Raw genomic sequence first — 12,295 nt, forward strand, 5'->3', positions numbered from 1 at the left:
CAGAAGGGGTCTTTTCCCTGTCAACACGCAGGCCGATCCCGGCTACCCACGGATCCGGGTCAGAACCGTGATGGTGGGGCAGGACGCGCAGCGACGACAGTTCGTGATCGTGTACGGGCGCGAAGTGGTCATCCCGCGATCGACGGCCATCGGACGGTGATGACGGCGGAGTCCTCTTCTGCCTGCCACGAGTGGTCGATGCCGGGTCCCCAGACGATGTAGTCGCCTTGCTTCTGCAAGGTGGTGGAGCCAAGGGTCAGGTCGAGCCGGAAGCGCCCGGAAACGAGCAGGAGGAGGGTGGTGCGCCGATCGTCGGCGGTCCATTCGGGGCGTTGTTGTCCGGCGGGGTGGGTGCCCCACTTGATCTCGAGGTCGCTGCTGTTCCGGACGGCCGAGCCAGGAGTCTCGGGGGCGATGAAGTGGCCCAGCAGCCAGCCGCGGTGCTGGTCGGCGTCGTCGTTGGCGTTGCCTGCGTACCAGGTGTCAGTCATCGCGTGTCCACTTCGGTATCGGGATGTCGACAGAGAAAACTCTCCGCGAATTGCTTTGCTCTGGCACCACCGCAGCCGAGAAACGCCTTGAGAAGCTCACGCGCGACGAAGCGCTCGAACTCTACCGATTGCCGGTCCGTGAGTGATCGATGGCGGCCAACTTTTCGCCGTCGCCGACGGTAGCGTCACAGATCACGAGCGGGTGCTTCATGGCTGCGACGGAGGCATCCCGTCGAACAGATACGTTGTTCCGTTCTTCGCTCGGGCGGCGAACGCGGCATCGATACGTGGTGCGACTCGAGGTGGCAGGAGGCGTCGACCCTGGTCAGGGTCGTGGAACCCGTAGGTCTCCAGTTCGCCGGTATCGATCTGGATCTCGTGCTCGGTGGTGAGCCGGCCGCCGTCGAAGACGAAGTTGATCAAAGCCCTGGGCCGTGGCGGAGCCGGTGAGGCCCAGTCGACCACCAGCAGGTCGCCGACCGGGAGCGCGAGTCCCAGCTCTTCCGCGAGCTCGCGGGCAGCGGCCGCGTGCGGGGTCTCCCCCTGATCGACGTAGCCTCCCGGGAACGCCCAGCCGTCACGATAGTTCGGCTTCACCAGCAGGACCCGTCCGGCCGCGTCGGTGACGAACAGCGCGCTGGCGGCGTAGAAGTTTGCAAGCTGTGCGTACCACTGCGCTGGTTCAACCCACGTCACCGAAGTCACTCTACCGACGGCCAGCCGGCAGGACGTAGCTGCGGGCACGGTGCAGAAACTCATCGACTGCCGGAGTTCCGCTCCACGTGGACAGCCGCCGTTCGAGGCCGGCGATCCTGTCGGCGACTCGACCGGAGCGGAGGCGCCCGGCGAGGTCGAGCGCGTCGTGGCCGAGCTGGCTGGCACGCCCGGGATCGGCGGACGAGCCGGTTGCGTGGACGCTTCCGATGAGTGCCGTGTGCAGGGCACGAGTGCGAATGTTGCCTTCGCGCAGGTCCAGTGCCTGATCGGCGTACTCGAGCGCTTCCTTCGTCCGGCCGAGGTCGCGCAGAGAGCGAATCGCGGTGCCCGCCAGGTGCGCTCGCGTGAAGTACTGGGCCCAGCCAGGCTCATCGCCAGTCTCGGTGGATCGATCGATGGCAACTTCGGCCCGACCAAGCGCATCGGCGCATCGGCGTGCATCGCCTGCGGCGGCATGGGCGGCTGCTGCGGCGGTGTGCAGGCGAGCCATGACGACCCCAGAGCCACGTCCGCCGTCCACCGCTGCTCGCGCGAGCCGCACGGCCTCGCCGGGCTGACGGAGGTAGACGGCCTGGGTGGACATGTTCGCCAGGACGTGCGCGCCGAACGCCGCATGGTCACCTGCCTTGGCCAGCCGTAGCGCTTGGATGAAGTGCCGCTGCGCCAATCCGTGATCACCGGCGTCATAGCTCATGAACGCCAGCTGCCCCGTCAGCTCGGCTGTAGCAGCGAACAGCTGCCGACCGACCCGGTCGCTGTAGGCGCCGTGCAGCATCGGCTCCACGTCACGATGCAACCATCCGGCCAGCGGTCCCCGAAGTGTGCCGCCGCCATGACGGCGGTCGAACTGGAGGAACTGCTCCTGGCGGGAGCGCAGCGCATCGATGTCCTCTGGCGTGACTCGGCGTTCGCCCCGGTGAGACGTGTCGTCGTCGGCGGGATCGAGAAGCCAACGCCAGCCTGCATCCGCGGTGGCCTCCTTGACGAACGGGAGCATGGTGGGCCTGTCCTGCTGCCGCGCCTGCTGCTGCCAGAGACTCGCCGCATTTGCTCTGGCACGGTCCAAGTCATCAGGGAACTGCAGTTCAGGCTCAGCGAGGTTCTTGTGGCCCAGGACGTCGGACGAAACGGCGCCGGCCAGACCGCGCAGCGTCCCCGCCGCGAACAGCAGGGCACGGCCGACGTCGCTGTCGGTCATGGTGCTCGTCGCTGCGAGATCCGTCGGGCCGGCCTGCCGGGAGCCGGATGCCATCTGCGCGATGAGCGACTCCGACGCGGTCGGATCCGCGCTCGTCGTCTGCGAGCCCATCTTGTGGGTGGACAGCAGCAGGTCGAGGTGATCCGGGGTGATGTCCAGGAGTTGGGCGAGGAGGGGACGTACCCACGGCATCGGCGCTGTGTGGCCGGCTTCCCAACGGGCGACGGTGGTCCGTTCGATCTGTAGCTGGGCTGCCAGACTCTCCTGGGTCATGCCACGGCTGCGCCGTCGGGCGGCAAGCTCTGCACGTCGTCCCATGACCCGCTCCCTCGGTTCGGCCCCGAGTACCCGGCGGACGTTCGGGCCGGTCGGGAGGCTCCTCACATCGCATGATCCACGACGGCCGCTCACAGTTCCATCATGAAGCCGCGTCGCAGTCGGGATGCCACAGAGATGCCACACCCGTGGTGACAGCGGACGGCGGCGCGGTCACGGCTGACGTCGCACTGCCGCATCCGTGTAGCAAGCGTGCAGCATCCGTCCTTGCGACCTGGTCAGGGCTCTACTCGTACGAGATCCTTGGCCGGGAGGCGCCTCCTGTCCGCCGGATGGCCCGTTCGACGTCAATCAAATCGACGAGCCGTGCTGTTGCGCGACCAACCCTCGAAGGAGACCGACCAGTGACCGAGCTTGACCACCACCGCTGGATGAACCGGGCCATTGAACTCGCGAAGAAATGCCCACAGGTCGAAGGCGCATTCTCAGTCGGTGCTGTCATCGTTGGCCTGGATGGCGCTGAGATCTCCTACGGCTACTCCAGGGAGACTGACCCGAAGGTGCACGCCGAGGAGTCCGCCCTCGACAAGCTCGACGCCGACGATCCGCGCTTGGTTCAGGCCACGATCTACAGCACCCTCGAACCATGCTCGGAACGCGCGACGAAGACCCGGCCGCCGTGCACCGACCGAATCCTGCGGGCCGGGATTCCGCGTGTGGTTATCGCCTGGCGAGAGCCGTCGACATTTGTCGATGAGTGCGTCGGAGTGGAGAAGCTTGAGCAGGAAGGCGTGCAGGTTGTCGAGCTGGCGGATCTTGCCGACGCCGCCATGGCGATGAATCGGCATCTCGATCTGTCCTGAGTCTCGCCAGCCCACTACGCGGTCAGGACTCGGGAGAGACCCACTCGGCGATCTCGTCGATGACCTCGGCCTGCCAGGCCAGGGTTTGTGGCTGCCGGTATGCCTTGTCCCCGGCGACGGAGAATCCGTGTCCCGCTCCCTCGACGACCACGAGCCGGGAGCCGGCGTTCAGTTCCTTGATTGCATCGTAGGACGGGTCGATCGGGACCTGCGTGTCCGCGTCCCCGTGCACCAGCAAGGTCGGGGCGGTGATGTCGCTCAGGGCGGTGTGCGGTTGCAGCCAGAACACCTCGTTCAGGAATGCTCGTCCGTGCCGGAAGCTCGTCGAGTACTGCAGGAACCCGTCGCGGGTGAGCGCCTCGGCGTGCTCTGCGTCCAGGTGGTCGTCCACCCAGTACGGGCGCGAGTCGATGGTGCGCTTCTTGTAGTCGATCCGCGGGCACAGCATCACCAGCCGATCCACCTCGGCCGGTCGCCTGGCCGCGTAGAGCGCGCACACCCCACCCGCGAACGACTGCCCCACGAGACACGTCGAGGCGACGCCCGTCTCCGAACGGAGCACATCGAAACCAGCTCGCACATCGTTCAGCAGCCCGGCGACCGTCACGTCCTCCTGCGTTCCTTCTGATTCACCGTGCCCGCGCAGATCGAAGCGTAGGGATGCGATCCCTGCGGCTGCGAGTTCTCCGGCGATCCGGTTGAAGAACCCGGACTCGTGTCGCGTCACCCCACGGCCGTGGACCAGCAGCACCCCGACGTGCGGCGGTGCGTCCGGTATCACGACATCGCCAACCAGCCGTAACCCGTCGAGCGAGCGGAACTCCACGCGGGACTCGGTGGGCATGGAAACCTCCTGGTCGGCTGGGGGAGTGACACGGGCAAGTCTGCCCGAGCAACCTCCGTGAGTGCCCGTCGACGTTCAGCAGCGCCGTCGGGATCACGACCGGGGCCGGACCGATGAGGGAGTCCAGATACGGCGTGGCGTGCGGGCTTCGCCCAGCAGGGTGCAGCGCACTCCGTGCTTCTCCAGTTCGAACGCGAGGCGGGTGTACGCCTCGGCGAGCCGGGCTGATCCTGGGACGACCACGACGTCGGCCTCATGATGTCGGGCGGCTTCGGTGACCTGGCTGATGGTGAGGCCGTCGCGGGTGTCGTCGAGCAGGTCCGCCAGGGCGAGGCCTTCCGCTTGCGCGTACGCGGTGACGGCTTCGCGCTGCTGCTGTGCTTGGGCGCTGGTGTGGGCGGCGATGTATCCGAGCGCGACCGGCCGCGGCCCGCTCACCCGTCTCTCCCGGCCAGTGCCCGGACGTGGCATTCCATGCCCGAGACGGTTCCGGACCAGTCGGCGACGGTCGGTACCGCGAGGCGCTGGATGAAGGTCTCGGTCAGGCCGAGGTCGCGAGCGATCGAGGCGCCGTCGGAGAGGTGAACGGGTTCGATCGAGACGGTTCCGCCGCGCAGCAGTGTCAGGCGGGCGATGCGGTCCTCGCCGAGCATCTCGAGAATCTCGGTCAACGCGACGAACATCGCGTGCAGCGAAGGTGACTTGGGGTTCGGCATGGTTCACGCTCCAGGGTTCGGCGTGAGCCCACGGGCAACGATCAGGGCGGGCTCTCGTACGCCTTCCATCGAACTCGGCGCACCGAGAACTCTGTAGCGCATGCGTGACGCGGTCGCTCTGCATGTTTGCCGCAGAGTCCCACCGTCCGCGTGCCGAAAGGGGGGCGCCAATCGGCAGGTCGAAATACCGGTGCGAGCTGCTGTCTCGCCGCTCTACGGTCTGCGGGTGCTCAAGACGCAACGCGCGGGCGAGCGCCCGCAGACCTCTGACCAGGGTCCGCATCGCCAGCTCACTCAGAAGTCGTCCCCGGCGGTGTGGGGCGAGCTGGTGGCGCGGGTGTTTGCGCTCGATGGTGTCCGGGAGGGGCACAGTCAGGTTTCGCCGGCGTCGTCCCGGGCCGTGTTTCTTGAGGGTATGGATGAGGAGCGCGCTGCGGAGACGAACCTCGCTTCTGGTCGGCGTCTGGAGCCCGTCCACCTGCACGGGGTCACCGATACGAGCGTGCACCTGGTGCTGCCGCACGAACGCGGCGAGGAACTGGTTGCTCTTGGCTGGGCCGAGGCCCACCAGTACGAGGACTTCGGCACCGAGTACATGATCTACGGCCCCCGGGATGCGGACGAGGTGGACGCCGTGGTGTCGGTGGTCGAAGAGAGCATCGCGTTCGCCCGCTGGGCCTGAGATCTGCACTCTGCAGCCGGGAAGCATGGAGCAGCCGATCTACCCTATGCGAACGTTCCGAAAGGACCTACGATACGTTCGTAGGAGCAATCAAGGGAGTGTCATGGGCGCAGAGCTGGCATCACAGACCTATGTCCCGGAGGAGTCGGGCCCTGGGGCAGCCGAGGTTCTTAGTTTCCTTGCCGCTCACAGCGAGCGGCGGGGGACCGAGCCTGCCCGGCGCTTCTTGCTCGTCGGTAGTGATGAGGGTGAGCAGATCGAGTTGCCGGGGACGGTCTACCGGGCCTTGGTGCAGGTGGTCGAGGCGCTCGCGGCGGGTAAGGCGGTCACGGTGTCGCCGCAGGAGCCACAATTGACGACACAGCAGGCGGCTGATCTGCTCGGGGTATCGCGGCCGACAGTGGTGCGGATGATCGAGTCGGGTGAACTGGCCGCTGAGCGCAACGGGAACCGGCGGCGTCTCCTGCTGAGTGACGTGCTTGCGTACCGTGAGCGGCGGCGGGCCCGGCAGTACGCGATGCTCGACGCCACGGCGGTGGACCTCGAGGACGAGGACGATCCCGCCGAGATGATCGACCGTCTGCGCGAGGCGCGCAGGGCGGCGGCGCGAGAGCGGCGGGGGTGACCGGGTGTTCACAGCATTGCTGGACACCTCGGTGTTGTGGCCGAGCTTGCAGCGGGATTTTCTGCTGAGCATGGCGGCTGAGGGTCTGTACCGGCCGATCTGGTCGCAAGCGATCCTGGACGAGCTGGTCCGGGTCGAGGCCGACAAGCGAGTTCACCGGGGTGCAGAGCCGGAGCAGGCCGAGGCGGCGGCCCGGCGGTTGGTCGATCAGATGGGCTGGGCGTTCGACGACTCGTGTGTCGAGGGCTGGGAACCGTTGGAGGGTTCGTACGGCCTGCCGGATCCCGACGACGAGCACCTGGTCGCCGCTGCGGTCGTGGGTGGTGCCGGAGTGATCGTCAGCGACAACGTCAAAGACCTGCCGGCCAAGCGCCTGCCCCATGGGATCTCCGTGGTCACGGCCGCGCGATTTGCGGCGGACTCGGTCTCCGTCTCACCTGAGATAGCGCGACGCGCACTGGGAAGGATCAGCGCCCGGTACGTCAACCCGCCGCGCACCATCGACGACCTGCTCGACTTGTTGTCGGCCCGATACGGGATGACGCAGGCCGCAGCGATGATCCGCGACGTGTGAGGCTTGATCTCCGGACAGGACGACGGTTCCGGCAGTTTCATGCCTTGAGCAGGGCCGGGGCTTCGAGTCCAGCCGCATGCCGCCACCCCGGCGGGCCACCCCGTAGCGGACCAGGGGCACGCCTCGATACCGGGCCTGCTACGGGCCGAGCCCGGCACCCAGCCGGTGGGAAGCCCACGCCCAGTCGATCCGCTCCTGCTCCAGGCGCACCCGTGTTCTATGACGGTCGCTGACGAGGTCGGCGTAGAGGGCCGCCTCGGCGCTGGTCAGGCGGGTGAGCGAGGCCGACGTCGGACGTTCCTCCTGTCCCCAGCGTTCCTCGTGAGCCAGGAGGGTGTCCCGGTCCATCAGCACGGACCGCGCCTGCGGGAGCCACGCGCGGAGCCGGTCGAGGATCGCGAAGCCGTGGGTGTCGAGGTCACCCCAGTAGGCCACGTCGGTTCCCGTGAGCCAGGGGAGGGAGGCCGGCTGGTCGACGTCGAACCCCTTGCCCCAGAGGACGAGCCCGCCTGCGGGGATCGGCGCGCTCAGGTAGGTGACCTCGTTCTCCACGATCAGCGCCTGTTCGATCACCCCGGGAGTCAGCTGCCGGGCCTCGTCGAGGCGCAGGGCCAGGTCCGACACGGCGTCGGGCAGGCCGAGGAGGCCCGGCGCGCAGCGTAGCCGGACCATCGCGGGCTTGCCGGACAGGCCGAGGTCGGCAGCGAAGCCGCCGGCGCGGGAGGTGACGCCGAGCATCTCCGCAAGCACGGGCCGGTGTCGCTCGACCAGTTTGGTGTCCACACCCGGTGCGTCGATCTGGCGCACGTACCTGCTGGAGCCGCGGTTGTCGCGCAGCCAGCAATAGGCGGCGGTGATCGCCGGCCACTCGGGCTCCAGCGCCAGGGCCCGCAGCGGTTTGCCCAGCACCCAGGCGCGGACGGTTTCGTCGGGCAGGATGTCGTCGGCGATCGTGAGCACGCGGCGGAATGCCGCGACGTCGTCGAGGACGCCGAGAAGGCGCCACGCCTGGTCGAAGGACGCGACCACGGCACGCCCGGGAAGTTCGGTGCGGCCGGCGGTCCGGCCGCCGACGCTGGTGCTGACCAGGTCGTACGCCCTGCCACCACGCGATCCGGCCTCCAGGGAAGCCGCCCAGTCGCGTGCCTCGTCGAAGCGTTCACCGAGGTCGGCGGCCGCCGGGCCGCGGACCGGGACGTCGAGGACCGGGAACGGGTCGCCTGCCGCGAGGGCGCGGAGCAGGGTGCCGTCGTCCCACCGGCGGCGCACCTTCGCCGCGATGTCCGACGGCGTCGTCCAGCGCCTGGCCGGGCGTGCCGCCTTGCCGCTCACGCGGTGGCCTGCCCGGCGTGCTCACGTCGCCGCTCGTGGTATTCCTCGATGGTGAGGGTGTGCACGCGAGAAGAGGAACCGGTCGGGTTGTCGACGAAGCCGATCGAGTGCACGTATGGCTCGATCACATGCACCTTCTGCAGCGGGGTCACGATCAGGAGCTGGAGCCCGAGCTTGGCGAACAGCCCGAGTGCGTACCGGGTCGAGGCGTCCGACCCGCGCCCGAACGCCTCGTCGATCACGGCGAACCGGAAGTCGCGCGAGGCCTCGGCGCCCCACTCCAGGCCGAACTGGTAGGCGAGCGACGCGGCCAGGATCGTGTAGGCGAGCTTCTCCTTCTGCCCTCCGGACTTGCCGTCGGAGTCGGTGTAGTGCTCGTGCTCGGCTTCCGTCTCCCGGTCCTGCTCGGAGGCGGCGAACGTGAACCAGTTGCGCACGTCCGTCACTCGTCGGGTCCACGCCTTGTCGCTGTCGGCGTGGTTCTCCCTGCCGCGGAACCGTTCGATGATGCGGCGCACGTCCTCGAACCGCTGCTCCGTGTAGGCGTCGTCCGGGCTGAGCACGTTGGTGGTCGCGGTGCGCAGGTCCGCCCGGAACTGCTTGATCTCCTGGTTGGGCGTCGGCTCGGCGACGAGCTGCACGATCCGGCCGGGGCTGTAGTCGATCGCCGAGAGCGCCTCGTTGATCCGGTCCACTCGCTCGCCGATCTGCTCGGCTTGTCGGCGCAGCCAGGCGAAGAACTGGGTCAGCTCGCGGACGGCATTGGTGTTGAGCTGGTGCTTGAACTCGGCCTCGAACCGCGGCAGATCGTCACGGCGCACCCGGTCTCGCAGGCTTCGGTACTCGCCGATCGCCGCGACGCTGGCGTCCATCTCGGTCGTGGCCTCTGGCCACCGGCGCCGAACTTCGGACATCTGCTGCTGGATGTTGGTCACGTAGCCGTTCATCTGGCGCTGCGCCTCGTCGACGGCCGCATTGATGGCCCGCGGGAGCGTCGCGGCGGTCGCGTCGCACTCGTCGATCGTGGCGGGGACCTTGCGACCCATCCGCTCTTCGAGCGACGGGTAGCAGTCGCGGGCAGCGGTCAGAGCGGCCTCGTCGAGCGCGTCGATGGTGGAGCGTTCTCGATCGAGGCGGCGCTGCGCGGCCGTGATGTCGCTCTTGAGGCCGCCGATCGTCTGGCCGACGGCGCCGATCTGCTTGGTGAGTGCGGCTTCGCGCTCGGCCAGCTCGGCGAGCTGGCGGTCGATTTCCGTCAGCCGGGACGAGCCGGCCACCAGGCGATCGCGCTCGCCGGTGAGGGCCGCAAGGGCCTTGCTGGCCTCGTCCACGTCGATCTCGCGCCAGGTCGTGTACTGGGCCAGGCCCGCGAGCGCTGCGGCGTTGGCGTCGAGTGCCTCCCGCCGTTCGTCCAGCGTGGTGAGCTGATCCTTGATCTCAGTCAGCTGCTCCTGGAGCGTGCCGGCCTCTGTGATGAGTGCCTTGATCTTCTGTTCGCTGCCACGGCCGAGGACCCAGGTGCGGGGGTCATCGGCGCGTCTGCGGTCGTCCTTCTCGTGGCGGTCGCGATCTCTGACCAGGCCCTCACGCGTGACCGCACGGTCCTCCCGACGGAGCTCGTCGACGTCGTCGACGCATCGGTGGTCGGCCCGGTGTGCCAGCTCCGCCGTCAGATAGCCAGCAAAGCTGCCGTCCTCGACCTCCAGGACGTCATACAGACGCAGGCCCCGACCGCGGTCCGCCGGCCGGGAGGGGACACGGCGCTCCGGGACACGCAGGTAGACCAGCCGGGTGCCGAGGTGGTGGGCGTTGACCCAGGCGGTCACGTCGTCGTACAGGTGCTGGGGTACCAGGAGGTTCTGCGCGAAACCGCGGAGAACCCGTTCCGCGGCGCCGCGCCACTGCGCGTGCTGGTCCCGCACGTCGACGAGCTCGCCGGCGAAAGGCACGTCCGCCTCGTCGAAGCCCAGCTCGGCGCACAGCCGTTCGCGCAGCTCGACCAGGCGGCCCGGGAGGTTGTTGCGCCGGCTCTCCAGCCCCGCGATCTCCTTGCGTAGTGCTGTGCCCTTGCGGTTGATATCGGCGCGGCGCTCCAGCAACGGCTCCATGTCGGCGTTGATCTGGCCACGCTCGTCCTTGAGACCTTCGTTGCGGGCTATGACGGCGGACGCGCGGATTGCGAAGTCCGACGACGACGTGACGTCGTCGAGGCCTGCCTGGTCGAGCAGCAGCGCGTAGGCCTGACGGCGCCCGCTGCGGTCCTGGAGCGTCTGCTCCGCCTGCGGGATCGCGGTCTCCAGCTCGCCGAGTCGGTCACCGCCTGCGCTCTGCCGCTCGCCCACGAGGCGGTCGCGTTTCGGGGCAAGCGATCGTCGATCACGTTCCAGGCTCTGTTGCTCGTCCTCTCGGGCAGCCAGAAAGGTGCGGTCCCGATTGAGCGTGGTCGTCAGGATCGACGCGGCACGTTCGGAAAGGTAGGGGGCGACGGCGTCCCGTTGGCGCACGTGGGACCGGTGCCGCTCGACGACGTCCTCGTACTTGTCGCACGAGTCGATCAGTGGTTCGAGGGCCGCGAGCTGGTCGGTCGCACGGCGGACGGCCTCGTGCGCTTTGGTGAGGTTCTCGAAGTGCTCGACGATGCCGCTGACGCGACTCGCGGCGTCGGCGGGCTCCAGCATGTGGCCACGGACGAACTCGTTGAGGTTGCCCACCGACTTCATCGAGACCGTCTGGTGGAACAGTTCCATCGCCTGCTCTGAACGGATCCCGAGCAGCCGCCGAACCCGCCGTGAGTACTCGGGGAACGTGGTGTCGATGCGCGCGCCCGCAGCGCGCAGGCGGGATCTGAGTGCCTTCAGGTCGGCGCCGAACCCGCTGAAGTCGGGGTCGACCGAGAGGTCCGCTTGTGCGGTGACGAAGAACCGGTCGGGCTGGCCGGTGCGGTCCCGCTGGTGGAAGACCTGAGCGATCGTCACCGTCTCGTCGAACCCGCTGTTGCGGAAGACACCCACGATCACCGAGTACGACGTGTGGTCGCGCAGGCCGACCGGCCTGGACGCACCGGTCGTCTCGTTGCGCTCCGACTTGTAATGGCCCAGCACGTACGAGCGCAGCGTGCGCTCCTTGCTGTCGGCACCGGCCGCCTTGTTGTAGGCGATGCGGTTGGCCGGCAGCAGCAGGGTCGTCACGGCGTCTACCAGGGTGGACTTGCCGCTGCCGATGTCGCCGGTGAGCAAGGACGTCTGACCTGCCGGCGAGAGCGACCACACATGCTTGTGGAACGTGCCCCAGTTGTAGACCTCGATGCGTTGCAGACGGTAGCCGGTGAGCTTGTCCGGTGACTCGACCTCCACCGCCGAGAACAGTGCGTCAGCCATCGGACTCACCTCCCGTCTGGGCGTTCGCGTACTCGGTGAGCTTCGCGTCGAAGTCGCCCATCGTCTGACCGTCGACATACGCCTTCAGGACGCGACGCACCTCCCACACGTCTGTCTGGCCCCGCAGTTCACGGAGGAAGCCCAGGTCCCTGACCTGGCTGATCGTGCGCACCGCCTGGTCGAGGACGCGCGCCTCGTTGGTCGATTCCGCAAGGAACACCCGCAGCATCTCGACGATCTGGTCGCGGCTCAGGACGAGGCGTCCCTCGCCGCCGGTCGCCTCGAACTCCGCGAGGCGCTTGCGCAGCAGTACGAGCAGGAGGCTCACGTTGTAGGTCAGGGCACGCCGGTTGACCAGGCGGGGGAGCGGCTCCTCGCCGTCCTCCGGCTCACGGGCGCGCAGGTAGGCGTAACCCTCGACGTCGTCGATCACCACGTCGACGCCGATGGCGGCGAAATGGTCCCGCACTGGCCCCGCGTGACGGCCGAGTGCGATCCACCGGGCCTCGTCCGACTCGCGGTACACGACGCCGCGCATCAGACCCGGATCCGTGAGTAGCGCCCGGCCGCGTCAGCGGCCGGGCGTTTCTCTGCTGTTTT

13 protein-coding genes are annotated in these 12,295 nt (G+C 68.2%); 4 read left to right on the forward strand and 9 right to left on the reverse strand.

All coding sequences use genetic code 11. From position 1 onward, the window contains the following. Positions 1 to 128 precede the first annotated feature (128 nt). From ACYVK5_RS22985 to ACYVK5_RS22995, 3 genes are all read right to left on the reverse strand, one after another. Positions 129 to 491: a signal peptidase I gene (locus tag ACYVK5_RS22985; protein ID WP_460708308.1), complete on the reverse strand. Its 363-nt coding sequence runs from the start codon at positions 489 to 491 to the stop codon at positions 129 to 131. Between the two features lie 207 nt (positions 492 to 698). Next, positions 699 to 1,187 (reverse strand): NUDIX domain-containing protein, encoded by a 489-nt coding sequence (locus ACYVK5_RS22990; protein WP_460708309.1) that lies wholly within the window; start codon positions 1,185 to 1,187, stop codon positions 699 to 701. A gap of 10 nt (positions 1,188 to 1,197) precedes the next feature. Then, positions 1,198 to 2,724 (reverse strand): helix-turn-helix transcriptional regulator, encoded by a 1,527-nt coding sequence (locus tag ACYVK5_RS22995; protein WP_460708310.1) that lies wholly within the window; start codon positions 2,722 to 2,724, stop codon positions 1,198 to 1,200. 362 nt (positions 2,725 to 3,086) lie between these two features. Between ACYVK5_RS22995 and ACYVK5_RS23000 the strand changes: the two genes are divergently transcribed. Beyond that, a complete protein-coding gene (locus tag ACYVK5_RS23000; RefSeq protein WP_460708311.1) occupies positions 3,087 to 3,545 on the forward strand; it encodes a deaminase in 459 nt (152 codons plus the stop codon). A 22-nt stretch (positions 3,546 to 3,567) separates the two neighbouring features. Here the strand turns inward: ACYVK5_RS23000 and ACYVK5_RS23005 are convergent, their stop codons facing one another. The 3 genes from ACYVK5_RS23005 to ACYVK5_RS23015 all read right to left on the reverse strand — a co-directional run bounded on the left by ACYVK5_RS23005 (position 3,568) and on the right by ACYVK5_RS23015 (position 5,105). Continuing rightward, positions 3,568 to 4,389: an alpha/beta hydrolase gene (locus tag ACYVK5_RS23005; protein WP_460708312.1), complete on the reverse strand. Its 822-nt coding sequence runs from the start codon at positions 4,387 to 4,389 to the stop codon at positions 3,568 to 3,570. Positions 4,390 to 4,482: 93 nt separating this feature from the next. After that, positions 4,483 to 4,827, reverse strand: a complete 345-nt coding sequence (locus ACYVK5_RS23010) for a recombinase family protein (RefSeq protein ID WP_460708313.1) — start codon at positions 4,825 to 4,827, stop codon at positions 4,483 to 4,485. Further along, positions 4,824 to 5,105 carry a hypothetical protein gene (locus ACYVK5_RS23015; RefSeq protein WP_460708315.1) on the reverse strand — a complete coding sequence of 94 codons (282 nt, stop codon included), beginning with the start codon at positions 5,103 to 5,105 and terminating at the stop codon, positions 4,824 to 4,826. Before ACYVK5_RS23015 ends, ACYVK5_RS23010 begins: the two co-directional genes overlap by 4 nt. 226 nt (positions 5,106 to 5,331) lie before the next feature. Here ACYVK5_RS23015 and ACYVK5_RS23020 point away from each other — a divergent pair, with 226 nt between their 5' ends. The 3 genes from ACYVK5_RS23020 (at position 5,332) to ACYVK5_RS23030 (ending at position 6,986) form a co-directional block, all read left to right on the forward strand. Then, positions 5,332 to 5,787 (forward strand): luciferase domain-containing protein, encoded by a 456-nt coding sequence (locus ACYVK5_RS23020; protein ID WP_460708316.1) that lies wholly within the window; start codon positions 5,332 to 5,334, stop codon positions 5,785 to 5,787. Positions 5,788 to 5,890: 103 nt separating this feature from the next. Next, a complete protein-coding gene (locus tag ACYVK5_RS23025; protein WP_460708317.1) occupies positions 5,891 to 6,412 on the forward strand; it encodes a helix-turn-helix domain-containing protein in 522 nt (173 codons plus the stop codon). A gap of 16 nt (positions 6,413 to 6,428) precedes the next feature. After that, positions 6,429 to 6,986 (forward strand): PIN domain-containing protein, encoded by a 558-nt coding sequence (locus ACYVK5_RS23030; RefSeq protein WP_460708318.1) that lies wholly within the window; start codon positions 6,429 to 6,431, stop codon positions 6,984 to 6,986. A gap of 138 nt (positions 6,987 to 7,124) precedes the next feature. On the opposite strand, the gene ACYVK5_RS23035 is transcribed toward ACYVK5_RS23030, so the two are convergent. The 3 genes from ACYVK5_RS23035 to ACYVK5_RS23045 are packed head-to-tail and all read right to left on the reverse strand — an operon-like array spanning position 7,125 to position 12,233. Then, positions 7,125 to 8,318, reverse strand: a complete 1,194-nt coding sequence (locus ACYVK5_RS23035; RefSeq protein WP_460708319.1) for a Wadjet anti-phage system protein JetD domain-containing protein — start codon at positions 8,316 to 8,318, stop codon at positions 7,125 to 7,127. Beyond that, entirely contained in the window at positions 8,315 to 11,695 is a 3,381-nt protein-coding gene (locus ACYVK5_RS23040; protein WP_460708320.1) for an ATP-binding protein, read from the reverse strand. Before ACYVK5_RS23040 ends, ACYVK5_RS23035 begins: the two co-directional genes overlap by 4 nt. Continuing rightward, complete coding sequence (locus tag ACYVK5_RS23045; RefSeq protein WP_460708321.1) at positions 11,688 to 12,233, reverse strand: DUF4194 domain-containing protein; 546 nt, start codon at positions 12,231 to 12,233, stop codon at positions 11,688 to 11,690. The genes ACYVK5_RS23040 and ACYVK5_RS23045 overlap by 8 nt, the downstream gene beginning before the upstream one ends. Between the last annotated feature and the right edge of the window lie 62 nt (positions 12,234 to 12,295).

It is taken from the genome of Myceligenerans halotolerans (genome assembly GCF_054782975.1).